This is a genomic window from Allobosea sp. (assembly GCF_035944895.1).
Classification (GTDB): Bacteria; Pseudomonadota; Alphaproteobacteria; order Rhizobiales; family Beijerinckiaceae; genus Allobosea.
The window spans coordinates 13,999-39,734 of record NZ_DASZAT010000004.1; the positions used below are offsets into that span (position 1 = coordinate 13,999).

Genomic DNA, 25,736 nt, shown 5'->3' on the forward strand with positions numbered 1-25,736 from the left:
TCGCCATTGCCGTTCAACTCTCTTCCGGAGCTGCCGGCCTGATGAATGCGCTGCGCGCCATGTCGCGTCGGCCCGGCCTGCGCCTCGTGCTGGCCGCGCTGCTGGCCTTCGCACCGGGACTCGCGCTCGGGCAGGGAGCCGTGAGCAAGGGCGAGGTCCGTGCCGGCCAGCTGCCGACGACCTCGCGGCAGGACATTGCCCGACTGGTCGAAGGCGTGTTCGACACCACTTCCAAGACGGTCAGCATCCCGATCGAGCGCTCGCTCGCGCTCTTCGGCGAACCGAATGCCTATATCATCGGCGGCGAGCTCAGCGGCTCCTTCGTGCTCGGCGGGCGCCATGGCAGTGGCGAATTGCGCTTTTCCGACGGGATCCCGACGCCGGTGACCTGGTCTGCCCTGTCGGTCGGCATCGGGCTCGGCGCCGATTACGGCCGGGTGATCATGCTGGTCTATGGGCTCGACCGGCACGAGGACGTCTTCGGCACCTATGCCAGTCTCGGCGGCAGCGCCCATTTCCTCGCCGGCGCCAACGCCACCATTCTGGCCTCGCCCCGGGCGCGGATCGTGCTGATCTCCTCCGGTCTCGGCCTGCGCTTCTCCGGCGATCTCAGCCGCATCGTCATCGAGCCGGCGGGTGCGCCGGAGCAGTTGCGCCCGCCCGGCATGATCTGCACCACGCCGGCCGAGTGCGCCGCTCCCGGTCGCTGAAGTCCCGATAAGCAGGATCGCGGCCCTAGCGCCGCCGTTCGAGGAGACGGTGCGCCGTGGCATGGAGCTCGTCGAGCTGGGTCGAGATGTCGAGCGCGATCAGGCCCATCTCGCGCTCATCGGCGGCCCGCCGGACATAGAGCGGCTCCGACCAGAGCACGCAGCCACGGCCGAAGGGCAGGGCGATGCTGGCCCTGTCCCAGTTGTCGAGGTCGACGCGGGCGCTGGTCACCGCCGCGAAGAGGTAGATCGGTCGGCCGGTGGCGCGAGCGAGCTGGATCGCCCCCTTGCCGGCGACGCGCGCGAGCTTCGGGACGTCCGCTGTAAGCACGAGGCTGGTGCCCTCGCGGAGCGCCTCGCGCATTTCGAAAAAGGCGGGAATGGCGCGCTTGGTCTTGATCTTGAGCGGGCTTCGGGCACCCGAGCCGCGAATGGCACGGAAGCCCGCCCGCTCCACCACCGAGGCGACTACCGTCCCGTCGAAATGCAGCGAGGTCAGGATCGCGACCTCGGCCGCGCCGTCGAGCGCCGCCAGACTCAGCATCTGCTGGCCGTGCCAGGTCAGGGCGATGAAGGGTTCGCGGCTGCGCTCCCACGGCCTGACGCCGGGGATCGCCGGCTTGAAGCGGGTCGTCCGCTGGACGAAGGCGAGATAGGCGTGCAGGGCGCGGCCGGCGAACGCCGCAGACTGCCCAGTGCCGAATCGCATGATTCGATCTCCACGGTGATTCCGGTGGAGAAATCGGCGCGTCAGCTTGCTCCAACATTGCGCGACCCTAGGGCTGTCGCTTCAGCGCATCATGAACTTGACGATGCGGGCAACGAGCTCCTCGTCCTGCCCGGCGAAGCCGTGATGTGCGCTGAAACGACAGGGATTGGCCTCGTCTGTCTGCCCGCCGCTCATCCACTCGACCTGGACGCGCCCACCCGCCCAGGCCTGGAACGGGGCGACGCCGGCGGGCAGCGTCAGGCGACAGCGATCCTCGCGATGATGCAGCGCGAGCGTGCGCGGCAGCCGGTTCGGCGTCCCCAGGGTGCTCTGGACGGTGTTGTCGCTGGGCCCGGACGCCTTGCTCAGGAGGCCTGAGGTGAGGACGAGCCTGTCCGGCATGGCGCCCTCCACGAGCCCCTGGGCTGCACGCATCGTGCCCATGCTGGTGGCAACCACGATGACCGGACGCTTGATCGCCGCCATATGGTCGACCGCCGCCGAGAGGTTCGTCCCGAGTTCGGCGAGCAGCACGTTGTAGCCCTGCGCGACGAAGGCGTCGCGATTGCGGATCAGGACGTTGTCGCCGGCCTTGCCGAAACGCGCGCCGCTGCCGACCTCGAGCCGGCCATCGCCGCCGGTCAGCAGGATCACGCTGCCCTTGGGATGCGGAGCACGGATGAGGATGCTGCGGACGCCGGCGATCGTGACGGTCTCGCCGCCCTTGACCGCGATCGGCGTCTCCGCCTGGCCCGCCGACGGGGTGGTGAACGACCATAGGATCGCGAGCGCGCCGAGGGCGCGCAGGATACGCTGCTGAAATCCGATCATGTTGTTAGGTCACCCATTCACCTGAAGCGGCGCAGAACGATGCGCGCCACCGTCACCGTGTCGCGCCTGCGCCTGCCGCTAGGATTCGGTGGCTACATTGCACGAAATGTGCAGCCCGCCGGATCGCCATGTACTCTGCAGCGGGCGGGTGGTCCGGATCGCGTCGATGTCGGGGAAATGGTGGGCGGCACAGGGATCGAACCTGTGACCCCTCCCGTGTGAAGGGAGTGCTCTACCGCTGAGCTAGCCGCCCGGACCGCGCTGTTCCTAGTGGGGTGCGCCGCCGCCGTCAAGAATGAGTAGCGAGGGCCGGTTCGCCGCTGGTCAGCCGCCGCACCGCCTGTGGCAATTCGTCGAAGTGCTGGATCACCAGATCAGGCGCAAGCGCCTCGACCGGCACGTCGGTATAGCCGAACGGCACGCAGACCACCGGGATTCCCGCCGCGCGCGCCGTGTCCACGTCGGTGCGCGAATCGCCGATCATCACCGCGCGGGCCGGGTCGGCGCCGGCCTGTGCGATCGTCTGCGTGAGATGGCGCGGGTCGGGCTTGAAGAACGGGAAGCTGTCGCGCCCGGCGATCGCCGCGAAGCGCTCGGTCAGGCCGACCGCATCGAGGAAGAGCTTCGTGTGCAGGATCGGCTTGTTGGTGCAGACGGCAAAGACGAAGCCATCGGCAGCGAGCGCGTCGAGCGCGGCGACGACCCCGTCATGGACATAGCTGTGATTGGCGGTCCCGCCGGCATAGATCGTCAGGAACTCCTGGAACAGCTGCTCCAGCTTCTCGGGATCGAGCGGCCGGCCACTGACCTTGAAGCCGCGCTCGATCAGCGCCCGCGCGCCGGCGCCCACCAGTTCGCGCGCCCGCTCGACCGGAAGGGCCGCCAGGCCCTCCTGCTCGAGGATGACGTTGAGCGTGCGCATGATGTCGGGGGCGGTCTCGGCGAGCGTGCCGTCGAGATCGAAGACGACGATCGGGGGAAGCGACATGATCCATCCTGTGACGTGGCCCTGCGCATAAAGGCCGGCTGGAGCGGCTTGGCAAGGCTCAGGACGGAAGAGGCGCCATGCCGTCGTCACCTTGCCGCAATCGCGATGATACGGCTTCGCCGGCATGATAGGGTGCGGACGAATCGTCGAAGGGGGTCGCAGCGGTGCCGAAACTGTCGAGCTGTTCCAGCAGCACCATTGGCCGTTCCCTGGCCCGGGCGCTGGGCGCTGGCCTGTTCGTCTTGCCGGTCTTCGGGGCGGCGCTCGCCGCGCCCTATGAGTTCGCGCCGGCGCCGCAGACCGATCTCAATCGCGTCTATCGCATCGACAAGGCGACCGGCGAGGTCGGTGCTTGCCAGTTCCAGCTCAAGGAGGGCGGCGTCGGTGTCACCGTCTGCTTCCCGGCGGGTGAGGGGGCCGGCCCGCAGGCGCCGAGCGACTATGTGCTGGTACCTTCGCGCCATGAGCGTGAGGGCGGCATCTTCCGCGCCAATGTCCGCACCGGCGAGCTCAGCGTCTGCTACGTCTTCGACGACAAGGTCGTCTGCACGCCGATGGTGAAGTAGCACTGCGGCCGGGCCGGTCACGGAACGGTTACTGCAATTTATTCACGGCGGCGATGCGGCGTTTGCTATCGGCAAGCGCTTGCGCCGCGTGCTAGAGCCCCGGCGACCCGCTCAACACGCCGGAGGCTCGCATGCTTGCGCTCAAGGATCCCTCGCTGCTGCGCTCGCAGTGCCATGTCGACGGCGCCTGGATCGGCGAGGGCGTCGATGCGGTCGACAACCCCGCGACCGGCGAGGTCCTCGCCAAGGTGCCGCGCTTCGGCGCTGACGAGACCACTGCCGCAGTCGAGGCCGCCTCGCGCGCCTTCAAGCCCTGGGCGAAGAAGTCGGCCAAGGAGCGCTCGGTCATCCTGCGCAAATGGTTCGAGCTGATCATGGCGAACCAGGAAGACCTGGCGCAGATCATGACGGCCGAGCAGGGCAAGCCGCTGGCCGAGGCTAGAGGCGAGGTCGCCTATGCCGCCTCCTTCGTCGAGTTCTACGCCGAGGAAGCCAAGCGCATCTATGGCGAGACCATTCCCTCGCCCTTCCCGAATTCGCGTATCATCGTCGCCAAGCAGCCGGTCGGCGTCTGCGCCGCGATCACGCCCTGGAACTTCCCGGCGGCGATGATCACCCGCAAATGCGCGCCGGGCCTGGCCGCGGGCTGTACCTTCGTGGTCAAGCCGGCGCCCGACACGCCGCTGACCGCGCTGGCGCTGGTCGCGCTCGCCGAGCAGGCCGGCTTCCCCAAGGGCGTGATCAACATCGTCACCGGCGATGCGGTTGCGATCGGCGGCGTGATGACCTCCCATCCGGCGGTGCGCTTCATCGGTTTCACCGGCTCGACCCCGGTCGGCAAGCTGCTGATGCAGCAGGCGGCCACGACGGTGAAGAAGGTCGGGCTCGAGCTCGGCGGCAATGCGCCCTTCATCGTCTTCGACGACGCCGATCTCGACAAGGCGGTCGAGGGCGCGATCATCGCCAAGTTCCGCAATATGGGCCAGACCTGCGTCTGCACCAACCGGCTCTTCGTCCAGGACGGCATCCATGACGACTTCGTCGCGAAATTCGCCGGCGAGGTCGCGAAGATGAAGGTCGGCAACGGCGTCGAGGTCGGCGTCGTGCAGGGCCCGTTGATCAACGAGCGCGCGATCGAGAAGGTCGAGCGCCATGTCGCCGATGCGGTCGCCAACGGCGCCAAGGTGATGGTCGGTGGCCAGCGCCATGCGCTCGGGCGCACCTTCTACGAGCCGACCGTGCTCGCCGGCGTCACCACCAAGATGCTGGTGACGCGCGAGGAGACCTTCGGGCCGATCGCGCCGGTCTATCGCTTCAAGAGCGAGGACGAGGTCGTGGCGATGGCGAACGACACGCCCTTCGGCCTCGCCGCCTATTTCTACACGAAGGATCTCGGCCGCGCCTTCCGCGTCGCCGAGGAGCTCGAATACGGCATGGTCGGCATCAACTCGGCCATTCTCGGCACCGAGGTCGCGCCTTTCGGCGGCGTCAAGGAATCCGGCCTCGGCCGCGAGGGCTCCCTCCACGGCATCGAGGAGTTCGTCGAGATCAAGTACATGCTCATGGGCGGGCTCGGCGCGTGAGCGAGGACCTGAAGAAGGCGGCTGCGCTGGCGGCACTGGAGCTGGTGCGGCCGGGCATGCGACTCGGGCTCGGTACCGGCTCCACGGCGAAGCACTTCGTCGACGGTCTCGGCGCCAAGGTCGCGGCCGGGCTCAAGGTGATCTGCGTCGCGACCTCGGAAGCGACGCAGGCGCAGGCGCTGAGCCTCTCGATTCCGATGTCGACGCTCGACGAGACGCCTGAGCTCGACCTCACCATCGACGGTGCCGACGAGCTCGACAGCGCTCTGCGGCTGATCAAGGGCGGCGGCGCCGCGCTGCTGCGCGAGAAGATTGTCGCTGCGGCCTCCAGGCGCATGATCGTGATCGCCGACACCGGCAAGCAGGTCGAGACGCTCGGCCGCTTCCCGCTGCCGATCGAGGTCGTGCCCTTCGGCCTGGAGGCGACGCGCCGGGCCGTCGCGGCCGCAATCGCGGCGTCGGGGGCGAGTGGCGAGCTCAAGCTGCGCAAGAGCTCCGATGGTTCGGCGCTGCTGACTGATGGCGGCCATTACATCCTCGACGCGCATCTAGGCCGGATCGAGGTTCCGGAGGTGCTGGCATTGGCGCTGAACCAGGTTCCCGGCGTTGTCGAGCATGGCCTCTTCCTCGGCCTCGCTACGGCGGCTTTCCTCGCGGGCGGGGACGGCGTGCGTGTCCTCGGCGATCCGGCTGCGGAACGTCGCTGAGCGCTTGTCGAGCGGCATGCTTTCTCCGCAAAAGTGGTTTCCCCTTTTGCGGAACATGCTCTAAGAGCGGCCGGCGGCTGCGCCGGTCAGGGTCGTTGCCGCACCGGAACAGATGGACATCGCCGCCTGGCGCGCGATCGACGAAGGGGTAACCGCATGATCCGTCACAGCCTGGCAGGCGCGCTTCTGTCGTTGGCGTTGTTCGCTGTGCCCGCGCTGGCGCAGCAGGCGCCGACGCCGGAGCACATCAAGGCCGCCCGCGAGGTCGTGATGGCCTCCGGCCTGTCGCAGACGATCGAGTCGATCTATGGCGAGTTCGTCGGCGGCATTCGGCAGACCTATGCGACTCGTCCCGAGCTTAAGAAGGACATGGAAGAGGTCCTCACCGCGCTCAAGGCGGAGTCGGATTTGCGGCGCGACGAGATGGTCGACTCCTCCGCCCGGATCTTCGCCAACAAGATGACGGAAGCCGATCTCAAGGAGATCGCTGCCTTCTTCAACTCGCCGGTCGGCCAGCGCTACAATTCCTATCGCACGCAGGCGCTCAGCGAGATTTACGCGCTGATGGAGCCTTGGAGCATGGCGACCAGCAACCGGCTCTTCGACCTGTTCGGCGCCGAGATGCGCAAGCGCGGCCACCAGCTCTGAGCGACTGGCTCCTGCGATCCAAGAGCAAGGCCGCCGGCAGAACCGGCGGCCTTTTTTCGTGCGCGACGGCGTTTCCAAGGGACATGCAATCAAAACCACACCGCCATTCCGGCGCTCCGCTTCGCTGCGGCCGGAATGGCGAAGGTTGGGGGCATCGGGAAACAAAAAAAGGCCGCCGGTTCAACCGGCGGCCTTCCTTGTCTCAGGCAGGTGAGCGCCGCTCCTAGTCCTCCGCCGCCTTGAACTTGTTCAGCCCCTTCATCACGAAGGGCGCGACGAGGGCGATGAAGGCGATGCCGAGCAGGGTAGCCGAGATCGGGTTCTCCAGCAGGATCATCGGGTCGCCCAGGCTGATCTGCAGGGCGCGGCGCAATTGCTGTTCCGCCATCGGCCCGAGGATCAGCCCGACCACCATCGGCGCGACCGGATAGTCGTAGCGCCGCATCAGATAGCCGAGATAGCCGAAGGCGAAGAGCATCGTGAGCTCGACCGGCGAGCCGTTGACCGCGAGCGTGCCCATGGTCGCGAAGACCAGGATGCCGGCATAGAGCCAGGGCTGCGGCACGGCGAGCAGCTTCACCCACAGCCCGATCAGCGGCAGGTTCAGGATCACCAGCAGGACGTTGGCGACGAAGAGCGAGGCGATCAGGCCCCAGACCAGGTCGGGCTTCTCGGCGAAGAGCAGCGGGCCGGGATTGAGCCCGTATTGCTGGAAGCCGGCGAGCATGATCGCGGCTGTCGCCGAGGTGGGCAGGCCGAGCGTCAGGAGCGGCACCAGCGTGCCGGCGGCCGAGGCGTTGTTGGCGGCCTCAGGCCCGGCGACACCCTCGATCGCGCCCTTGCCGAACTCCTCCGGATATTTGCAGAGCTTCTTTTCGGTCGAGTAGCTCAGGAAGGTCGGCACCTCGGCGCCGCCGGCCGGCAGGGCGCCGATCGGGAAGCCGAAGGCGGTGCCGCGCAGCCAGGGCGCCCAGGAGCGCTTCCAGTCCTCCTTGCTCATCCAGAGCGAGCCCTTGATCGGAATGATCTCCTCAGGTTCGCGGAAGCGCTTGGAGGCGACGTAGAAGGCTTCGCCCACCGCGAACAGGCCGACGGCAAGCGTCGTCACCTCGATGCCGTTCAGCAGTTCGGGCACGCCGAAGGTCAGGCGCGCCTGGCCGGTCAGCTTGTCGATGCCGACCAGGCCGAGCGTGATGCCGAGGAACAGGCTGGTCAGGCCACGCAAGGGCGAGTCGCCGAAGGTCGCCGACACCGTGACGAAGGCGACGATCATCAGGGCGAAATAGTCCCACGGCCCGAACTTGACCGCGACCTCGACCAGCCATGGCGCCAGGAAGGCGAGGCCGATCGTGGCGATCAGGCCGGCGACGAAGGAGCCGATCGCCGCCGTCGCCAGCGCCGGGCCGCCGCGGCCGGCCTTGGCCATCTTCGAGCCTTCGAGTGCCGTTGCGAGCGAGGCGCTCTCGCCCGGGGCGTTGAGCAGGATCGCCGTGGTCGAGCCGCCATACATGCCGCCGTAGTAGATGCCGGCGAACATGATCAGCGAGCCGGCGGGGTCGAGCTTGAAGGTGACCGGCAGCAGCAGCGCGACGGTCAGCGCCGGACCGATGCCGGGCAGCACGCCGACAGCAGTGCCGAGGAAGACGCCGACCAGGCAGAACAGCAGCTTGGAGGGCGCGAGAGCGACCGAGAAGCCGTTCAGCAGGGAGAGGAGAGTGTCCATGGTTTACCCGCCTTCGGCGTCAGAGGAAGAGCTGCTCGAACGGCCCTGACGGCAGGATCAGCGTCAGGAGCTTGGCGAAGACCAGGAAGATGATGAGCCCGAGCACGAAGCCGATGGCCGCATCGACGAGGAAGGCACGGCGGCCGAAGCCGCGGGCGGTGCAGGCGAAGATCAGCATGGTCGCCAGCACGAAGCCGCCGCCGAGGCCGATCGAGGCGATCAACCCGACGAGGCCCGCGGCGATCCAGAGCAGCGCGCCCTTGTCGGCGGCTTCCGGCTTGGGCAGCCCCTCGCGGAAGGCGACGAACAGATGCGCCAGCCCGAGAAGGACGAGCCCTCCGCAGATCACATAGGGCATCGCCGTCGGCCCGAGGCCGTAGTTCGAGGTGATCGTCTGGTTCGAGGCGTCATGGCCGACGATCGCCGCGACGGCGAGCAGCAGCACGCCGACCAGGAGGGCCGGCTTGTCCGGTCGGTGCGCGAGAGGCTGCTGGCTCATCGGGTGATCCGTCGTTGCCCGGCGCGCCTGGAGCCGGGGAGGGGTAACGAGAGGTAAAAAGGGGGCCGGTTTCCCGGCCCCGCAATCAGCTGTGCCGTGGCTGGCTCACTTGACCAGGCCGACCTCGGTCATGACCTTGGAGACGCGGGCGATCTCTTCCTTCAGGAAGCTGTCGAAGGCGGCGCCGGCGAGGAAGGAATCGTCCCAGCCGCGAGCCTTGAGAATCTCCTGCCATTCCTTCGACTTGACCATCTTCTCGGTGGCTTCGATCAGCGCCTTGGTCTGGTCGGCCGACAGGCCCGGAGGCGCCACGACCGAGCGCCAGTTCAGCAGCTCGAGATCGATGCCCTGCTCTTTCAGCGTCGGCGCATCCGGCGCGTTCTCGAGGCGCTTGGCCGAGGAGACCGCGAGCACGCGCAGCTTGCCGGCCTTGATCTGGCCCTCGAACTCGCCATAGCCGGAGACGCCGGCGGTGACGCGCCCGCCGAGCATCGCGGCCAGCGCCTCGCCGCCGCCCGAGAACGGGATGTAGTTGATCTTCTTGGCGTCGGCGCCGACGGCCTGGGCGAACAGGGCCGCCAGGATGTGGTCGGTGCCGCCGGCCGAACCGCCGGCCCAGGTCACCTTGGCCGGGTCGGCCTTGAGGCGCTCGGCGAGGTCCTTGGCCGACTTCAGCGGGGAATCGGTCGGGACGACGATGACCTCGGCTTCGGCGGTCAGGCGCGCGATCGGCGTTACCTGGGTCAGATTCACCGGCGACTTGTTGAGCAGGATGGCGCCGACCATGACGAAGCCGTTGACCATGAGCTGGTGGCCGTCGCCCTTGGCGCCGATCAGCTGGGCAAGGCCGATCGTGCCGCCCGCGCCGGTGACGTTGTTGACCTGGACGCTCTTCGAGATGCCCGCGGCCATCAGGGCCTGCTGCATCGAGCGCGCCGTGCCGTCCCAGCCGCCGCCGGGCGCGGCCGGGGCCATGATCTTCAATTCCATCTGGGCGAAGGCGGCCGTGGTGAGGCCGGCGAGGGCGACGGCGGCCACGGCCCCGCGCTTGAAGAAGGACGTGAGCATTGTTACCTCCCGAATGGCGCGCTTCGCACGCCGATTGTCGACGCTCGCCCTGTGGCATCGCATCAGACCGCGGATCAATTGCGCCTGATTGCATAATCACAAGTCAAGATGTTTCGCTTCAGGGGCCTGTGCACGCAGGAAAATTCGACGAGAGGCGGCTGGTAAGGTCGCCGAAGGTCGTAGGTCCTGATGGAGCTGGAACGGCTCGGGGCGGGCTCGGAGGATCTCGTCCACGTCATGTCCGGCTGCCCTTCAGCCTCTAGGCGACACTTCCCGCATCGCGTAAGCCGCAGCGCATGAGCCAGATCTCTCCGCCAGCCAGTTCGACTGCCTCGAATGCTCCGCCTGCGCGAGCGGGCGAGCTCGCGGCGGTTCGGACCCTTCGCATTGCCGGCGCGGTCTGCCTGGTCTTGCTGCCGCTCGTCATGTGGCTGGCGAACCGCTCGGCCCCGCTGATGCTGGGCCTTGCCGCCGCCGCTTTCCTGGGGGCGGGGCTGCTGGCCGAGCCGGCCACGGCAGCCCTTGCGCGCCTGCGCGCTCTGTTGGCCACGCCCCTGGCGCTGGCGATCGCCGCATTCCTCGCCTGGGCGCTGGTCTCGATCGGCTGGAGCAACAAGGCTTCCGTGTCCCTGCAGGCCTGGGCGGAATTGATCTTGCCGGTCGTGTTCGCGCTGGCGATCGCGGCCTCGGGGCAGTGGCGGCCGACGCCGCTGCTCCTGCGCGCGCTCGCCCTGATGATCATCGCTGCGGCCATCCTCTCGATGATCGAGCTCGCCTCGGGCCTCTCGCAGCGTGCCGCGCTGGGCACCGGCAAGATGATGGCCTTCGTCTTCAATCGCCCGGCGATCACCTGTTTCCTCCTCGCGGTGCCGACGGTCCTTGGACTTTGGTCGCGACCGGGCGCTCCGCGGATTGACCGGCTGCTGGCCGTGCTGCTCACCCTCGTGGTCGCGGTCTTCGCCGTCCGCTCCGAAAGCGCCTCGGTGCGGCTCGGCCTTGCGGTCCTGGTGCTGTGCTGGGCCTGTGCTGCGCTCGCCCCGCGCCTGGCGCTGACGGCGGCTGCACTCGCCTTCGTCACCACCATGGCACTGGCCCCCGTGCTGGGCGTGACGGCACAGCGCTGGCTGCCTTCCGTGATCCTCGACCGCTTCAGCACCATGACCGGGCAGGCGCGCATCGATATCTGGCAGAGCTTCGGCGAGGTGGTGCGGGTCCGCCCGGTCGCCGGCGCCGGCTTCGGCACCTCCGCCATCATGCGTGCCCACCCCGTCGCGGCAGAGGTTCCTGCTGCGGAGCGGGAGTTGCTGGGGGTCGGCCATCCGCATGACATGCCGCTGCAGGCCTGGGCCGAGACTGGCGTGATCGGCGCTGGGCTGCTGACGCTCGCTGGCCTGTTGTTGCTCGCGCGACTTCGGCGCCTGCCCGCCGCTGAACTGGCGCCACGCTTGGCCCTGTTCACAGCGGCCTTCTCTATCGCCGTTGTCGGGCATGGGGCCTGGCAGGGCTGGTGGATCGCCGCGCTCGGCGCCGCCATTCTCTGGTTTGGGATAGATGCCGCCTCGCGGCAGGGGGATGATCATGGCTGAGTTCGACGTCGATCTCTTCGTCATCGGAGCGGGTTCGGGTGGCACGCGCGCCGCCCGCATCGCCGCCGGCCATGGCGCCCGTGTGATGATCGCCGAGGAAGACCGCATCGGCGGCACCTGCGTCATCCGCGGCTGCGTGCCCAAGAAGCTCTTCGTCTACGCCAGCCGCTTCGCCGACGAGTTCGAGGATGCCGCCGGCTTCGGCTGGAGCGTCGGCAAGTCGGAGTTCGACTGGCCGACTCTGCGCGATGCCGTCGCCAATGAGGTGACGCGTCTCTCGGGCCTTTATCGCAAGGGCCTCGACGGCGCCGGCGTCCAGATCCGCGAGGAGCGCGCCGTCGTCACCGGGCCGCATGAGGTCAGGCTGCAGAAGAGCGGTGAGACCATCCGCGCCCGGCATATCCTGGTCGCGACCGGCGGCCATCCCGCCTTTGATCCGCCGATCCCCGGCGGCGAGCTCGGCATCTCCTCGAACGAGGTCTTCCATCTGCCGAGCCTGCCCAAGCGCATGCTCGTCATCGGTGGCGGCTATATTGCGCTCGAATTCGCCAGCGTCTTCGCCCGGCTCGGCGTTGCCGTCACGCTGCTGCATCGCGGCGACAATGTCCTGCGCGGCTTCGACGAGGATCTGCGCACCCGCCTGCGCGATGCGCTCGGCCATGCCGGGATCAGCCTGCGCCTCGGCTGCACCGTGAACCGCATCGAATTGCTGCCGGACGGCACGCGCCGGGCGCATTGCGCCCATGGTGCGCCGATCGACGCCGATGTCGTGCTGGTCGCGACCGGCCGCCGACCGAACACGGCCGGGCTCGGCCTCGAAGCCGTGGGCGTCAAGCTCGGCCCGGCTGGCCAGGTCCTGGTCGACGCCGCCTCGCTCTCCAATGTCCCGTCGATCGCCGCGGTCGGCGACGTCACCGATCGCGTCAACCTGACTCCGGTCGCGATCCGCGAAGGTCACGCCTTCGCCGACTCGACCTTCGGCGGCAAGCCGTGGACGGTCGATCACGCGCTCGTCGCCTCCGCCGTGTTCACCACGCCGGAGCTCGGCAGCGTCGGGCTCACCGAGCAGCAGGCGCTCGCGACGGGCCGTGAGCTGCGCATCTTCGAGGCGGGCTTCCGGCCGATGAAGGCGACGATCTCTGGCCGGGACGAGCGCATCTACATGAAGCTCGTGGTCGATGCACAGACCGACAAGGTGATCGGCGTCCACATCCTCGGCCACGATGCCGGCGAGATCGTCCAGTCGGTCGCCATCGCCGTCACCATGGGCGCGACCAAGGCCGATTTCGACCGCACCATCGCTTTGCATCCGAGTGCGGCCGAGGAGCTCGTCACCATGCGCACGCCGCGCAAGAGCGCGCTCTGACGGCTCGTTCGCAAACACTCCGAAGCCCTCAATCCTTCGAGACGCCGCTTCCGTGGCTCCTCGGGATGTGGGCTTTGAGATTTCAGGCGAGTTTCAGGCCTCGCGATCGGCGCGGCTTCTGTCATAAATCAGGCTTGCATCACTGAGCCCGACGTCGCGCGCCATGTGAGGGCTCAGCCCCTCCTGATCGAGGCGGTCGTCGAGGGCGACCAGGCGATTGCGCTGGAACTGGCGAATGCGAGCGAGAACCGCGCGCAGCGCCGGCGCAAGGCTGACATATCCGGTATTTCTGCTAACTTCGGCCGACATGATGCGGCTCCCGGGGTGGCTTTCGATTGCGCACAGGGATGCTGCCGATCAGTTCTGCGGACAAACCGGTTTTCTCATCTGACGCATAAGGCCAGCTGATGAATGACATGGTGACCGGCCTGCCGCCGCTCAGCGCGGTCAGGGCCTTCGAGGCGGCGGCGCGCCATGGCAGCTTCACCCGCGCCGCGGCCGAGCTCGGCATGACGCAGGCTGCGGTGAGCTATCAGATCAAGCTGCTCGAGGAGCGGCTCGGCCTGGCGCTGTTCCAGCGCCAGGCCCGCCGCGTCGTCCTGACCGAGGCGGGCGAGCGCCTCGCCATCTCGGTGACCGATGCCTTTGACGGGCTGCGCGGCGCCTTTGCCGCCGTCACCGAGACGGCGGAAGGCGTGCTCTCGATCCAGGCGATGCCGACGCTCGCCTCGAACTGGCTGGCGCCGCGGCTGGGCCTGTTCCAATGCGCCAATCCCAGCCTCGCCATCCGGCTCGTCCCGCGGGCGGCTCCGGCCGAACTCGAGGCGGATGATTGCGACGTCGTCATCCGGCGCGGCGGCGGGCAATGGCCGGGCCTGGAGGCGCATTGGCTGATGACCAACGAGTACAGCCCGCTCTGCGGTCCGGGGCTGTTCCGGCACCTTGGCCGCGCCCCCGAGCCGTCGGACCTGCTGACGGTGCCGCGCTTCGGCTGCCCGAAATCCTGGGCCAGTTGGTTCGCCGCGGCAGGGATCTCTTCAGCCAGCCTGCCCAATGAACCCCGGATCGATCTCGTCGTCCAGCAATACGAGGTCACCGCCGCCCTGGCCGGCAATGGCGCGGTGATGGCGCAACCGGCCTTCTTCCGGCGCGAGCTGAACCAGGGCGTGCTGGTCCAGCCTTTCGACGTGATGCTGCGCGACGGACAGGATTACTGGCTCACCTATCCGGCGCGGCGGCGCAGTTCCCGCAAGATCCGCCTGTTCCGCGACTGGCTGCTCAAGGAAGCGCGGGACGGCTGAGGCTGCGGGGGGCCTATTTGTAGAGCCCCTTCTTCGCCAGCCAGTCCTGGATCACCTGCGCGACGGCGAGATTGTTCTTGTCCATCATCAGCATGTGCGAATTGCCCTTGATGCCGATGGCGGGCAGGTTGACGACATCGACCGAGCCGCCGGCTGCGGTGATCTTGTCGCCGAAATCCGTCGCGGTCTTGCGGATCGTCGGCCAGCGCGCGTCCTGCTCGATATAGTCACCGAAGACCATCAGGACGGGGATGTCCTTCAGCGCCGCCGCCTTGGCCGGATCGCCGATGCCGGCGGGCTCGACCGCAATCAGCGCCTTGACCTTGTCAGGCCGTGCCTGCGCCACCTTGAAGCCGAACTGGCCGGACTGGCTGTGGAACGAAATCACGCAGGGGCAGACCTTGTCGACCTCGGCGATGTAGGCGTCGATGATCATCTGGTCGGTCGAGGTCCAGCGCGGCACGATCTGCTTGACGAAATTGTCGTAGCCCTCGGCTGGGAATTGGCTGCCCGGCAGGTATTTGCGCTTGGCCGGGTCGGCGTCGTAGCCGCCGCCTGCGCCGATGCGGAAGCGCTCGAACGGGTTCGCCGTGGTCAGGAATAGCGGCTCGCCGGGGATGACGTCCGGATACATCGCCCAGCTCGAGCGCCCGCGCTCGACGGCGTCGGAATTATAGACCGACCAGCCCTTGCGCAGGAAGAATTCGAGCCAGCCCTGGCGGCCGTCCGGTGTCGACTCGTAATTGACGCCGGTCATGCCGCCGCCATGCCAGAGCAGCAGCGGGGCGGAGCCGCGCTCGTTCTGCGGCAGGAAGTACTGCACATACATCTGGCCGGTCTGGTAGGTGCCGTTCGGGTCGACGCGGGCGGGCGTGCCGCCTGGCGTGAACACCACGTCCTTCACCGGCCGGCCGGATATCTCGACCAGCTTGCCGCCGACATGGAAGGAGCCCATGCCGCGCAGCGTGATCGGCTCCTGCGCTTGCTGGGCCTGTGCCGCACCCAAGCTGCAGGCCAGGCCGAAAGCGGCCGCCAGAACGTGACGTCTCATGGTTCCTCCCGTCGCCGCGACCGGCGTTGTTGGTTGCGCGGCCATCTTCGGCCGCGCCGCGCGAGGGAGACAATGGTGTTTGCGGGCAGGTGTGAAATGCAAATGCCGGGGAGATTGATGCAAGCGGAGCATCAAATCGTGCTGTGCCTCAGCCTTCCTTGCCGAGATAGGCGGTGGCGTCGATCTCGACGAGGCAGTCGGGTGAGCCCAGCCCGTTGACGATGCAGGAGACGCGGTGCGGCGGCTCTTCGGCGAAGTTCGCGAAATAGACCTCGTTCATCGGCTCCCAATAGGCCCGGTCGGTGACGTAGACCGTGCACTTCACGATGTCCTTCAGGCCCGCTCCTGCCTCCTCGAGCAGGGCCTTGATGTTGTCGATGCATTGCTGCGTCTGCGCCCTGGCGTCGCCGGTCGCGTATTTTCCCTGCAGATCCGCGCCGACGCAGCAGACGAACATGAAATCGCCGGCGATCGTCGCCTGGGCGAAGGGCAGGCGGCTCTTGTAGACCCGGTCGGAAGAAACGATGCGCTTGGGCATGGTGCGTCCTGTTCTGGCGGATCGGGTTGAATCGGGATCCGAACCTGTTGAATCGGCCTCTGAGGGACTTGAATCGGGACGACAGAAGGGCGCGCCAACTGCCTGATTTGATTCGTCCTTTCGCGTCGCGGCGAGAGGCGCGGCATGTCGTCCTTGCCGTAACGGTGGCCAGAGGCCATCTGCGGGTGTATAGGCCGCCCTTCGCGCCAAGATGAGGTTAACGCAGGCGCGATGCGTGAAATCAGGAGCAAAGACCCATGTCCGAGCGGTGGACGCCCGAGAGCTGGAGGGCAAAGCCCGTCCAGCAGATGCCGGAATATCCGGATCAGGCAGCCTTGAAGGCGGTTGAGCAGCAGCTCGCCGGCTTTCCGCCGCTGGTTTTTGCGGGCGAGGCGCGCAAGCTCAAACGGGCGTTGAGCAAGGTCGCCGCCGGCGAGGCCTTCCTGCTCCAGGGTGGCGACTGCGCCGAGAGCTTCGCCGAGCATTCGGCCGACAACATTCGCGACTTCTTCCGGCTGTTCCTGCAGATGGCGGTGGTGCTGACCTTCGCCGGTGGCTCGCCGGTGGTGAAGGTCGGCCGCATCGCCGGCCAGTTCGCCAAGCCGCGCTCGGCGCCGAACGAGAAGATCGGCGATGTCGAATTGCCGAGCTACAAGGGCGACATCATCAACGACAACGAGTTCACGGCGGAGTCGCGCATTCCCGACCCGCGCCGGCAGCTCGAGGCCTACAGGCAGTCGGCGGCGACGCTCAACCTGATCCGCGCCTTCGCGACCGGCGGCTACGCCAATCTCGACAACGCGCATCGCTGGATGCTCGGCTTCGTCAAGGACAGCCCGCAGTCGCATCGCTATCAGGAGCTGGGCGACCGCATCACCGAGTCGCTCGACTTCATGCGCGCCATCGGTGTCGATCCCGAGACGCATCCCGAGATGCGGACGACGGATTTCTACACCAGCCACGAGGCGCTGCTGCTCGGCTATGAGCAGGCGATGACGCGCACGGACTCGACCACGGGCGACTGGTACGCCACCTCCGGCCACATGGTCTGGATCGGTGATCGTACTCGCCAGCTCGACCACGCCCATGTCGAGTACTTCCGCGGCATCAAGAACCCGATCGGCCTGAAATGCGGCCCGTCCCTCAAGCCGGACGAACTGCTCAAGCTGATCGACGCGCTCGATCCGCAGAACCAGGCCGGCCGCCTCGTCCTGATCGGCCGCTTCGGCGCCGACAAGGTCTTCGACCATCTGCCGGCTCTGGTGCGCGCCACTAAGCGGGAAGGGCGCAATGTCGTCTGGTCCTGCGATCCGATGCACGGCAACACCGTCAAGGCGGCTAGCGGCTACAAGACCCGGCCGTTCGACCTGATCCTGACCGAGGTGAAGAACTTCTTCGCCGTGCATCAGGCGGAAGGCACGCATGCCGGCGGCCTGCATCTCGAGATGACCGGCAAGAACGTCACCGAGTGCACTGGCGGCGCCCGCGGCATGACCGACGCCGATCTCAACGACCGCTACCACACGGTCTGCGATCCGCGCCTCAATGCCGAGCAGGCGCTGGAGCTGGCCTTCCTCGTCGCCGAGCTGGTCAAGCGCGAGCGGGCCGGCCGCACCCGGCCGGAGGTCGAAGCGGCGGAGTGAACGATAGGGTGACGGGCCGGCGTCGTTGGCCCGTCACCTTGACCACCTAGCCCCCGCCTCCCATGGTCGACGCCGAGAGCGGCTGAAGCCGACGAGGCGCGGGGAGACGGTGATGAATCTCAAGATTGCGGCGGCGCTCGTCGCCTGTCTTGTTGCGGTTCCTGTGCTCGCGCAGGACGTCGCGAAGAAGCCTGCGGCTCCGAGTGGCCGCTTCGTCGAGATCGCGCGCTTCAAGGCACCCTCCGCCCGTCAGGCGGCTGCGGTCGATGCCGGCCATGTCTACGCGATCACCGACCGCGCCATCGCCAAGCACGACAAGACCACTGGCGCGCTGGTCAAGGAATGGAAAGGGGCCGAGGACGGCCCGATCATCCATCTCGACAGCGGCGCGGTGGTCGACGGCAAGCTCTACGCCGCCCATTCCAACTATCCGGCCTCGCCGATGACGAGCTCGGTCGAGATCTGGGACGCCCAGACGCTCGAACATGTCGGCTCGCACAGCTTCGGCATCCTGCTGGGCTCGCTGACCTGGCTCGACAAGCATGACGGTGCCTGGTGGGGCGTCTTCGCCAATTACAGCCGCGTCTTCGGCCAGAGCCAGCAGCCCTACGGCAACTCCTACTGGACGACGCTGGTGAAGTTCGACGAGGCCTGGAAGCCGGTCCAGGGCTGGACGTTCCCCGCTGCCGTGATCAAGCGCGCCGAGCCGATGAGCATGTCGGGCGGCAGCTGGGGCAGGGACGGGCTGCTCTACGCCACCGGCCATGACCACAAGGAAGTCTACGCCCTGCGCCTGCCGAAAATGGGCTCGGTGCTGGAGCTGGTCGCGACCTATCCGATCGAGGGCGAGGGCCAGGGCATCGCCTGGGATCGCAGTGGCGGCGCGGAGACGCTGTGGATGATCAGCCGTGCGAAGACCGAGCTGATCGGTCAGCGCTTCGAGCGCTAGAGCAGGATGCGAAAAAGTGGGAACCGGTTTTTCGCTATGATCCTGCGCTAACTCTTTGATGAGAGACGGATTCAGATTTCAGTTGGCATCGCCCGGCGATTCCAACTGAAATCATCCGGCTCTGATCCGGAGCGCGGATCAGAACTTCAGCGCGGCGGCGACGCGGCCGGTGTTGACCGTCGTCGTCGTGCCCTCGACCTCGGCGAAGCGGATGATCTGATACTCTGCCCGCAGGAACAGGTTGTCGGTCAGGGCCCAGTCGACGCCGACGCCGCCGGAAAGGCCAAAGGCGTAGGTGTTGTTCTTGACGTTGCCGACGCGCAGCGGGTAGCCCGCGCCACGCGTGCGGGTTTCGTTCGCCTGGTCGGGATTGTTGACAATCGCGATGTCCGCATCGATCGTCGAGGTCGTGTTGAAGCGGCCGAGCGCCGCGCCGATGGTGGCGAAAGGCATGATCCGGCCATAGGCCCAGCCCATGCGCAGGCGTAGGGTGGCATAGTCGTTGAGCTTGGCCGCCTGATTGGTCGCCATCGCCCAATCATAGACGCGGCCGCTCGACATGGTGCTGCGCCGGGCGATGTAGTCGGTCACCCGGTATTCGTGCCCCGAGCGGGTGTAGTCGGCCTCGATACCAAGGACGACATCGTCGAAGAGATAATTGTAGCCGGCGATGCCGAAGAACTGCGTACCGCTGTCGCGCTTGTCCGGCAGGTCGTTGATGAACGACCCCATGTCGCGTTCGGCGACGAGATCGGTGTTGCGGAAGGCGGAATTCGCCAGGGCGCGCAGGCCTTCGCCTGGCTTGAACTTGGTCTCGCTCACGCCCGCGCCACCGCCGAAATAGAAGCCGGACCAGTCGAAGCGCCCACCGCCGAACATCGGCGGCGCCTCCGCCGGTTGCTCGATCTGCGAGCCCCGGAGGTAATCGGCGCCCAGAGCCGCCTGCGGCAGCACCAGCGTGCAGGCCATGGCGACGACGGGGGCGAGGGCGGCGATTGATGCAGCACGCATCGCGTGTCTCTCCGAGCAGCGGCCGAAGCAGCGGTTGCAGCGGCCCGGAGACGATTCATGCCCGGTTAACCCTAATGTCGGGTTAATGCGGTTGCCGATCCCGCCCGCTTCTGAAAGAGATCCCCCGCGTCGAAGGCCGGGCAGGGCAGCCGGAGGAGGTCGGATGATCCGGCACATCGTGTTCTTCACGGTCAAGCAGACCGAGGACCTCGACAGGACCAGGCGCCTGCTGGGCCGATTGGGCGAAATCCCGCATGCGCTCGCCTTCGAGGTTGCGGCCAACGCCAGGATCGATCCGATCGGCGATGCCGCCGATATCGTCGTCTACGGCGAGTTCGCCGACGAGGCCGCGCTTGCCGCCTGGAAAGCCCATCCGCTCTATGACGAGACGACGCAGGCGGTGCGCCCCTTGCGCGAATTGCGCTGGTCGGCCGATTTCCGCTCGGCGCTGAGCTGATCTGACCTTGCGAAAACGCAGGGGCGGGCAGGACGCCGGCCCGTTGCTGGCGCGCCGGCCGCAAGCTACATCCAGATCATGACCGCGACCTCTCTTCGCCTGGCGCTCGCCCAGCTCAACCCGATCGTCGGCGACGTCGCCGGCAATGCCGAGAAGGTGCGCGCAGCCCGCCGCGAGGCGGCTGCCGGCGGCGCCGAGCTCGTGATGTTCCCCGAGCTCTTCCTCTCGGCCTATCCGCCGGAGGACCTGGTGCTGAAGCCGGCCTTCCAGGATGCCTGCCGCAAGGCCTGCGAGGACCTCGCTCGCGAGACCGCCGATGGCGGCCCGGCCGTGCTCGTGGGACTGCCCTGGCTCGAGGACGGCAAGCTCTACAACGCCTATGCGCTGCTCGATGGCGGCCTGATCCAGTCGGTGCGCTTCAAGGTCGACCTGCCCAATTACGGCGTCTTCGACGAGAAGCGCGTGTTCGAGCCCGGGCCGCTGCCCGGCCCGGTCGTCTTTCGCAACCATGTCCGCCTGGGCATTCCGATCTGCGAGGATATCTGGGGCGAGGAAGTCGTCGAGTGCATCGCCGAGACCGGCGGCGAGATCCTGCTGGTGCCGAACGGCTCGCCCTTCCGTCGCGGCGTGATCGAGGAGCGGCTCAATGTCGCCGTCGCCCGCGTCGTCGAGAGCGGCCTGCCGATGGTCTATCTCAACCAGCTCGGCGGCCAGGACGAGCTCGTCTTCGAAGGCGCCTCCTTCGTCCTCAACGCCGACCGCAGCTTCGCCCATCAATTGCCGGCCTTCCGGGAAGCCGTCCGCATCACGGATTGGGAGCGCGGGCCGGATGGCTGGCGCTGCCTGCCGGGCGAGGTTGCTCTGGTCGAGGCAGGCGATGAGGCCGACTACGCCGCCTGTGTGCTCGGCCTGCGCGACTATGTCGAGAAGAACCGTTTTCCCGGCGTCGTGCTCGGCCTCTCCGGCGGCATCGATTCCGCGATCTGCGCCGCCATGGCGGTCGATGCGCTCGGCTCGGAGCGCGTGCGCTGCGTGATGATGCCCTATCGCTTCACCTCGCAGGAGAGCCTCGACGACGCCAAGACATGCGCCGACGCGCTCGGCGTGCGCTATGAGATCGTCCCGATCGCCGAGCCGGTCGAGGGCTTCGAGCACGCTTTGGCCGAGCTCTTCGCCGGCACCAATCGCGGCATTACCGAGGAGAACCTGCAGAGCCGCGTGCGCGGCACGCTCCTGATGTCGATCTCGAACAAGTTCGGGCCGATGGTGGTGACGACCGGCAACAAGTCGGAGATGTCCTGCGGCTACGCCACGCTCTATGGCGACATGAATGGCGGCTACAACCCGATCAAGGACCTCTACAAGACCGAGGTCTTCCGGCTCTCTGCTCTGCGCAATCGCTGGAAGCCGGCCGGCGCGCTCGGGCCGGACGGCGAGGTCATCCCTGAGAACATCATCGTCAAGCCGCCGTCGGCGGAACTGCGCGAGAACCAGAAGGACCAGGACTCGCTGCCGCCCTATGACGTGCTCGACGACATCCTCGCCTGCCTGATCGAGCACGAGATGCGCCTCTCCGACATCGTCGCCCGCGGCCATGACCTGGAGACGGTGCAGAAGGTCGAGCGGCTGCTCTATCTCGCCGAGTACAAGCGCCGGCAGGCGGCGCCGGGCGTCAAGGTCACCCGCAAGAACTTCGGCCGCGACCGGCGCTACCCGATCGTCAACCGCTTCCGCGACCCCGGCGAGCCGGCGCATGAGCCGGATCGGTCACTGGTCAAGGGGGTCGGCAAGGCCGGGGCTGAGAGCTTCGACTTCTGAACCTTGCTGGACCGGCCCGCCTCAGTGGGATGAGACGGCGCCGATCTCATCCTTGTCGTGCCGGCCGAACCGGTCGACCATGGTCGCGCTCGCCTCGTTGAGCCCGGTTACCACCACCTCGGCCCCGGCCTTGCGGAAGCGCAGCACGGCCTTGTCGAGCGCGCCGATCGCAGTGATGTCCCAGAAATGGGCGTGGCTGACATCGATCACCACCCGGCTCGGCATCTCCTCGAAGGCAAAGCCGCGCAGGAAGCTTTCGCTGGAGGCGAAGAAGACCTGCCCGCGCACGGTGTAGGTCGGCTCCCATTCGTTGCCGGTCCTCTCGACATGGATCAGCCTCGCGACCTTTCCGGCAAAGAAGACGCCCGAAAGCAGCACGCCGACGATGACGCCCTTGGCGAGGTCATGCGTCGCCACCGTGGTGACGACGGTCGCCAGCATGACAATCGAGGACGGCAGCGGATTGCGGCGCAGATCGAGGATCGAGCGCCAGGAGAAGGTGCCGATCGAGACCATGATCATCACCGCGACCAGCGCCGCCATCGGGATGATGCGGACGAGATCGTCGAGCACCAGGATGAGGAAGAGCAGGAAGGCACCGGCGACGAAGGTCGATAGCCGCCCGCGCCCGCCCGAGGAGACATTGATCACCGACTGGCCGATCATCGCGCAGCCGCCCATGCCGCCGATCAGCGCCGAGGCGATGTTGCTTGCGCCCTGGCCGTAGCATTCGCGATTCTTGTCGCTGCCCGTCTCGGTCATGTCGTCGACGATCTGCGCAGTGAGCAGCGATTCGAGCAGCCCGACGGCGGCGAGCGCCAGCGAATAGGGGAAGATGATCTTGAGCGTCTCGAGCGTCAGCGGTACCTGCGGCAGCGCGAGCACCGGCAGCGTCGCCGGCAGTTCGCCGAGATCGCCGACCCGGCGCAGATCGAGCCCGGCCCACCAGGCGACGAGAGTCAGCACGCCGATCGCGACCAGCGGCGAGGGGATCGCCTTCGTCAGATAGGGGAAGAGGTAGATGATCGCGAGCCCGGCAGCGATCATCGCATAGGTGATGCCGGGCACGCCGATCAGCTCCGGCAGCTGCGCCATGAAGATCAGGATGGCGAGCGCGTTGACGAAGCCGGTGATGACCGAGCGCGAGACGAAATTCATCAGCCGCCCGAGCCTGAGCGCTCCCGCGGCGAGCTGCAGCACGCCCATCAGGACGGTCGCGGCGAAGAGGTATTGCAGCCCGTGCTGCTTGACGAGCGTCACCATCAGCACCGCAGTGGCGGCGGTCGCGGCCGAGATCATGCCCGGCCGGCCGCCGAGGAAGGCCGAAACGCAGGCGATGGCGAACGAGGCATAGAGCCCGACCTTGGGATCGACGCCGGCGATGACCGAAAAGCCGATCGCCTCCGGGATCAGCGCGAGCGCGACGACGATGCCGGATAGAAGATCGCCGCGGATATTGGCGAACCATTGCCGATAGTAGGCGGAATGCTGTGTCATGAGAAAAATCCGCAAGGGACCTGTGCCCGCCGGAAGCGGGCCGATCAGTCAGTCATTGCGTGGTCCGGCGGATTGGCGGCCGGAAGAGCCACCCGGAGTTTCACCGGGTCCGATCGAGTACCTCTCACTAGCGCGATGCCGCGCTGCGATGCAACATTCCGCGCCCGCGCCTCGGGAATGGCAGCGCCCCGCCCGGCGGCTGTCTCTCCGCCTTACAGCCAGAAGCCGCCGATCTGGTTGGCCGCTGGATTGGCGATGCAGGCCGTCATCCGGTCGAGCCAGACGCGCTGGTACTTGGCATTGGCGCCATGCTGGGTGTCGATGTCGTAGCGGCGCTGGATCAGCTTGACGCGGCGCTTGATGTGCAGGTCGACAAGGCTGTTGAGCTGGGTGATCAGCCCGCCGATCGTCGGAGCGCGGGCGATGGTGAGTTGGTGCGCCAAGGCGCGGCAGACGACGAAGCCGACATCGTAGTGGAATTGCTCATGCGCCAGCAGGCCTGCATCCAAGGTCACGCCGATCCGGACCTGCGCATTCGGCCAGACCTCGATGTCATTGGGCGCGCCGAAAGCATAGTCGGTGCCGACCAGGCGGGCGCCCTTGTCGAAGATCTCGTATTCGAAGGCGGTATAGGCGTCCTGCACCGTGCCGTCGGCCGGGTCGATCACCACCGGCACCTGCAGGAAATCGCCGGCCTTGAGCTTCACCGGCAGGCGCGAGGCGCTGACCACGACGCCGGCGGGCGCCGGATTGTTGGCCATGTGCAGCAGGGTCGCGCCGCCCGGATCGACACGCGAATCCGGGCTCGGCATCTTGAGGAAGACCTGCTGGTAGCGCTTGATCGCGCCCCTCGTCAGCGGTCCGCAATCGCCGTCGACATCGAGCAGGGCGACGCCGAGCGCGGCGACATGCGGATTGATCGTCGCCTGAACCAGGCGGACGTCGGCAGCCACGTTCTTGCCGCCGAGCCCGACCGAACCCGTGATGCTCATCCTCGCCTCCCTGCGCAGGTAGCCCGTCGCCTTCGCACGCTACCCTTGCGTCAATCTGGGCGCTTGTCGATCTCCTTTGGTCAAGCATTTGCGATGCCCTTGCCCTCGGGCGCGTCCCGCGCGACAAGCGGCCGGTCATGACCACTCCCTTCGTCCGCACCGCCCCGTCGCCGACCGGCTATCTGCACATCGGCAACGCCCGCTCGCTGATGTTCAACTGGCTCTTTGCCAAGCGCCATGTCGGGCGCTTCCTGCTGCGCTATGACGACACCGACCAGGCGCGCTCAAAGCCGGAATTCGCCGAGGCGATCGCGGAGGATCTCGCCTGGCTCGGCGTCATCCCCGATGCCAGCATCAAGCAGTCGGAGCGGATCGCGCTCTACGATACCGCGGCCGACAAGCTGCGCGCTGCTGGCCGGCTCTACCCCTGCTATGAGAGCGCCGACGAGCTCGACCGCAAGCGCAAGCGCCAGCTCGCCCGGGGCCTGCCACCGGTCTATGACCGCGCCGGCTTGAAGCTGACGGCCGAGGAGCGCGCCAAACTCGAAGCCGAAGGCCGCAAACCGCATTGGCGCTTCCTGCTCGACTGGGAGGAGGTCGGCTGGGACGATCTCGTCCGCGGCCCCTCGCATGTCGACTGCGCCTCGCTCTCCGACCCTGTGCTGGTGCGCGAGGACGGCACCTATCCCTACACGCTGCCTTCTGTCGTCGACGATCTCGACGTCGGGATCACCCATGTCATCCGCGGCGAGGACCACGTCACTAACACTGCCGTGCAGATCCAGATCATGCAGGCGCTGGGGGGGACGCTGCCGACCTTCGGCCACCACAACCTCCTGACCACCGCGAGCGGCGAAGGGCTGTCGAAGCGCCTCGGCCATCTCTCGCTCAGGGGCCTGCGCGAATCCGGCATCGAATCGCTGGCGGTCGCGGCGCTCGCCGTGCTCACCGGCTCCTCCGATGCGGTCCGGCCGGTATCGAGCCTCGACGAGCTCGCCGGGCTGGTCGATCTCGCCCATGTCTCGCGCGCGCCGGCCAAGTTCGACGAGCACGAGCTGGAGACGCTCTCCGCCCGCACCCTGCACCAGCTCGACTTCGCCACTGTCGAGGAGCGGCTGAAAGAGCTCGGCATCCCGGCCAGCGAGCCGTTCTGGCTCGCCGTGCGCGGCAATCTCGCGCGGTTATCCGGCGCGAGTGACTGGTGGAAGATCGTCGAGGGGCCGATCGAGACGCACATTGCTGACGCATCATTCGCAGCGGCTGCGGCAGCGCTATTGCCGGCCGAGCCGTTCGATCAGACGACCTGGAAGAGCTGGACGCAGGCCGTGGCTGCTGAAACGGGCGCCAAGGGCAAGGCGCTGTTCATGCCACTGCGCCAGGCCCTGACCGGCCTCGACCATGGTCCGGAGCTGGCGGCGCTGCTGCCGCTGATCGGGCGCGAGAAGGCGCTGAAGCGGCTCGCTGGCGAAGCAGCGTAACTCTCGAAGAAAAAACG

The 25,736-nt window shown here is 67.4% G+C and carries 25 protein-coding genes, 1 tRNA gene and 1 other annotated feature; of the genes, 13 read left to right on the forward strand and 13 right to left on the reverse strand.

All coding sequences use genetic code 11. The features are described from left to right. Positions 1–41: 41 nt before the first annotated feature. A complete protein-coding gene (locus VGV58_RS01580; protein ID WP_326872211.1) occupies positions 42–710 on the forward strand; it encodes an EipA family protein in 669 nt (222 codons plus the stop codon). Positions 711–735: 25 nt separating this feature from the next. On the opposite strand, the gene VGV58_RS01585 is transcribed toward VGV58_RS01580, so the two are convergent. The 4 genes from VGV58_RS01585 to VGV58_RS01600 form a co-directional block, all read right to left on the reverse strand. Continuing rightward, positions 736–1,419: a lysophospholipid acyltransferase family protein gene (locus VGV58_RS01585; RefSeq protein WP_326872212.1), complete on the reverse strand. Its 684-nt coding sequence runs from the start codon at positions 1,417–1,419 to the stop codon at positions 736–738. Between the two features lie 81 nt (positions 1,420–1,500). Next, a complete protein-coding gene (locus VGV58_RS01590; protein WP_326872213.1) occupies positions 1,501–2,250 on the reverse strand; it encodes an alpha/beta hydrolase in 750 nt (249 codons plus the stop codon). Between the two features lie 178 nt (positions 2,251–2,428). Then, a tRNA-Val gene (locus VGV58_RS01595) sits at positions 2,429–2,503 on the reverse strand. Positions 2,504–2,539: 36 nt separating this feature from the next. Beyond that, the gene (locus VGV58_RS01600) at positions 2,540–3,238 is read right to left on the reverse strand and encodes an HAD-IA family hydrolase (RefSeq protein ID WP_326872214.1); all 699 of its coding nucleotides are present in this window, start codon (positions 3,236–3,238) and stop codon (positions 2,540–2,542) included. A 164-nt stretch (positions 3,239–3,402) separates the two neighbouring features. On the opposite strand from VGV58_RS01600, the gene VGV58_RS01605 reads away from it, so the two are divergent. The 4 genes from VGV58_RS01605 (at position 3,403) to VGV58_RS01620 (ending at position 6,742) form a co-directional block, all read left to right on the forward strand. Beyond that, positions 3,403–3,804, forward strand: a complete 402-nt coding sequence (locus VGV58_RS01605; protein WP_414643836.1) for a hypothetical protein — start codon at positions 3,403–3,405, stop codon at positions 3,802–3,804. Between the two features lie 131 nt (positions 3,805–3,935). Next, the gene (locus tag VGV58_RS01610) at positions 3,936–5,387 is read left to right on the forward strand and encodes an NAD-dependent succinate-semialdehyde dehydrogenase (RefSeq protein ID WP_326872215.1); all 1,452 of its coding nucleotides are present in this window, start codon (positions 3,936–3,938) and stop codon (positions 5,385–5,387) included. Continuing rightward, on the forward strand, positions 5,384–6,094 hold the full coding sequence (rpiA, locus tag VGV58_RS01615) for a ribose-5-phosphate isomerase RpiA (RefSeq protein ID WP_326872216.1): 711 nt from the start codon (positions 5,384–5,386) through the stop codon (positions 6,092–6,094). Before VGV58_RS01610 ends, rpiA begins: the two co-directional genes overlap by 4 nt. Positions 6,095–6,250: 156 nt before the next feature. Next, positions 6,251–6,742 carry a DUF2059 domain-containing protein gene (locus tag VGV58_RS01620; protein ID WP_326872217.1) on the forward strand — a complete coding sequence of 164 codons (492 nt, stop codon included), beginning with the start codon at positions 6,251–6,253 and terminating at the stop codon, positions 6,740–6,742. A 223-nt stretch (positions 6,743–6,965) separates the two neighbouring features. Here the strand turns inward: VGV58_RS01620 and VGV58_RS01625 are convergent, their stop codons facing one another. From VGV58_RS01625 to VGV58_RS01635, 3 genes are all read right to left on the reverse strand, one after another. Then, positions 6,966–8,465, reverse strand: coding sequence for a tripartite tricarboxylate transporter permease (locus tag VGV58_RS01625; protein WP_326872218.1), 1,500 nt, complete (start codon positions 8,463–8,465; stop codon positions 6,966–6,968). A 19-nt stretch (positions 8,466–8,484) separates the two neighbouring features. Then, positions 8,485–8,964 carry a tripartite tricarboxylate transporter TctB family protein gene (locus tag VGV58_RS01630; protein ID WP_326872219.1) on the reverse strand — a complete coding sequence of 160 codons (480 nt, stop codon included), beginning with the start codon at positions 8,962–8,964 and terminating at the stop codon, positions 8,485–8,487. A gap of 105 nt (positions 8,965–9,069) precedes the next feature. After that, complete coding sequence (locus VGV58_RS01635; RefSeq protein ID WP_414643837.1) at positions 9,070–10,032, reverse strand: Bug family tripartite tricarboxylate transporter substrate binding protein; 963 nt, start codon at positions 10,030–10,032, stop codon at positions 9,070–9,072. A gap of 410 nt (positions 10,033–10,442) precedes the next feature. On the opposite strand from VGV58_RS01635, the gene VGV58_RS01640 reads away from it, so the two are divergent. Continuing rightward, positions 10,443–11,618, forward strand: coding sequence for an O-antigen ligase family protein (locus tag VGV58_RS01640; RefSeq protein ID WP_326872220.1), 1,176 nt, complete (start codon positions 10,443–10,445; stop codon positions 11,616–11,618). Then, positions 11,611–12,984: a glutathione-disulfide reductase gene (gene gor / locus VGV58_RS01645; RefSeq protein WP_326872221.1), complete on the forward strand. Its 1,374-nt coding sequence runs from the start codon at positions 11,611–11,613 to the stop codon at positions 12,982–12,984. Before VGV58_RS01640 ends, gor begins: the two co-directional genes overlap by 8 nt. A 93-nt stretch (positions 12,985–13,077) precedes the next feature. Here gor and VGV58_RS01650 read toward each other — a convergent pair whose 3' ends face one another. Further along, positions 13,078–13,293, reverse strand: a complete 216-nt coding sequence (locus tag VGV58_RS01650; protein WP_326872222.1) for a hypothetical protein — start codon at positions 13,291–13,293, stop codon at positions 13,078–13,080. 98 nt (positions 13,294–13,391) lie between these two features. On the opposite strand from VGV58_RS01650, the gene VGV58_RS01655 reads away from it, so the two are divergent. Then, positions 13,392–14,285 carry a LysR substrate-binding domain-containing protein gene (locus tag VGV58_RS01655; RefSeq protein WP_326872223.1) on the forward strand — a complete coding sequence of 298 codons (894 nt, stop codon included), beginning with the start codon at positions 13,392–13,394 and terminating at the stop codon, positions 14,283–14,285. A 13-nt stretch (positions 14,286–14,298) separates the two neighbouring features. Here the strand turns inward: VGV58_RS01655 and VGV58_RS01660 are convergent, their stop codons facing one another. Together VGV58_RS01660 and VGV58_RS01665 are read right to left on the reverse strand one after the other, a co-directional pair. Next, positions 14,299–15,336, reverse strand: a complete 1,038-nt coding sequence (locus VGV58_RS01660; protein WP_326872224.1) for an alpha/beta hydrolase — start codon at positions 15,334–15,336, stop codon at positions 14,299–14,301. A 148-nt stretch (positions 15,337–15,484) separates the two neighbouring features. Beyond that, positions 15,485–15,874, reverse strand: coding sequence for a RidA family protein (locus VGV58_RS01665; protein WP_326872225.1), 390 nt, complete (start codon positions 15,872–15,874; stop codon positions 15,485–15,487). 257 nt (positions 15,875–16,131) lie between these two features. Between VGV58_RS01665 and VGV58_RS01670 the strand changes: the two genes are divergently transcribed. Together VGV58_RS01670 and VGV58_RS01675 are read left to right on the forward strand one after the other, a co-directional pair. Continuing rightward, a complete protein-coding gene (locus VGV58_RS01670; protein ID WP_326872226.1) occupies positions 16,132–17,517 on the forward strand; it encodes a class II 3-deoxy-7-phosphoheptulonate synthase in 1,386 nt (461 codons plus the stop codon). A 112-nt stretch (positions 17,518–17,629) separates the two neighbouring features. After that, positions 17,630–18,466, forward strand: a complete 837-nt coding sequence (locus tag VGV58_RS01675) for a cycloisomerase (RefSeq protein ID WP_326872227.1) — start codon at positions 17,630–17,632, stop codon at positions 18,464–18,466. A 138-nt stretch (positions 18,467–18,604) separates the two neighbouring features. Here the strand turns inward: VGV58_RS01675 and VGV58_RS01680 are convergent, their stop codons facing one another. Continuing rightward, entirely contained in the window at positions 18,605–19,477 is an 873-nt protein-coding gene (locus VGV58_RS01680; protein ID WP_326872228.1) for an outer membrane protein, read from the reverse strand. Positions 19,478–19,640: 163 nt separating this feature from the next. Between VGV58_RS01680 and VGV58_RS01685 the strand changes: the two genes are divergently transcribed. Both VGV58_RS01685 and VGV58_RS01690 read left to right on the forward strand, forming a co-directional pair. Beyond that, positions 19,641–19,934, forward strand: coding sequence for a Dabb family protein (locus tag VGV58_RS01685; RefSeq protein ID WP_326872229.1), 294 nt, complete (start codon positions 19,641–19,643; stop codon positions 19,932–19,934). 78 nt (positions 19,935–20,012) lie between these two features. Beyond that, positions 20,013–21,752 carry an NAD+ synthase gene (locus tag VGV58_RS01690; RefSeq protein WP_326872230.1) on the forward strand — a complete coding sequence of 580 codons (1,740 nt, stop codon included), beginning with the start codon at positions 20,013–20,015 and terminating at the stop codon, positions 21,750–21,752. Between the two features lie 21 nt (positions 21,753–21,773). Here the strand turns inward: VGV58_RS01690 and VGV58_RS01695 are convergent, their stop codons facing one another. Both VGV58_RS01695 and VGV58_RS01700 read right to left on the reverse strand, forming a co-directional pair. Further along, the gene (locus VGV58_RS01695) at positions 21,774–23,249 is read right to left on the reverse strand and encodes a SulP family inorganic anion transporter (protein ID WP_326872231.1); all 1,476 of its coding nucleotides are present in this window, start codon (positions 23,247–23,249) and stop codon (positions 21,774–21,776) included. Positions 23,250–23,307: 58 nt separating this feature from the next. Next, positions 23,308–23,363: a sequence feature (sul1 is cis-regulatory element that is thought to sense ions involved in sulfur or methionine metabolism; They are found in Alphaproteobacteria), on the reverse strand. 98 nt (positions 23,364–23,461) lie between these two features. Further along, positions 23,462–24,241 (reverse strand): peptidoglycan-binding domain-containing protein, encoded by a 780-nt coding sequence (locus tag VGV58_RS01700; protein ID WP_326872232.1) that lies wholly within the window; start codon positions 24,239–24,241, stop codon positions 23,462–23,464. Between the two features lie 137 nt (positions 24,242–24,378). Between VGV58_RS01700 and gltX the strand changes: the two genes are divergently transcribed. Next, positions 24,379–25,719: a glutamate--tRNA ligase gene (gltX, locus tag VGV58_RS01705; RefSeq protein ID WP_326872233.1), complete on the forward strand. Its 1,341-nt coding sequence runs from the start codon at positions 24,379–24,381 to the stop codon at positions 25,717–25,719. Positions 25,720–25,736: the final 17 nt, after the last annotated feature.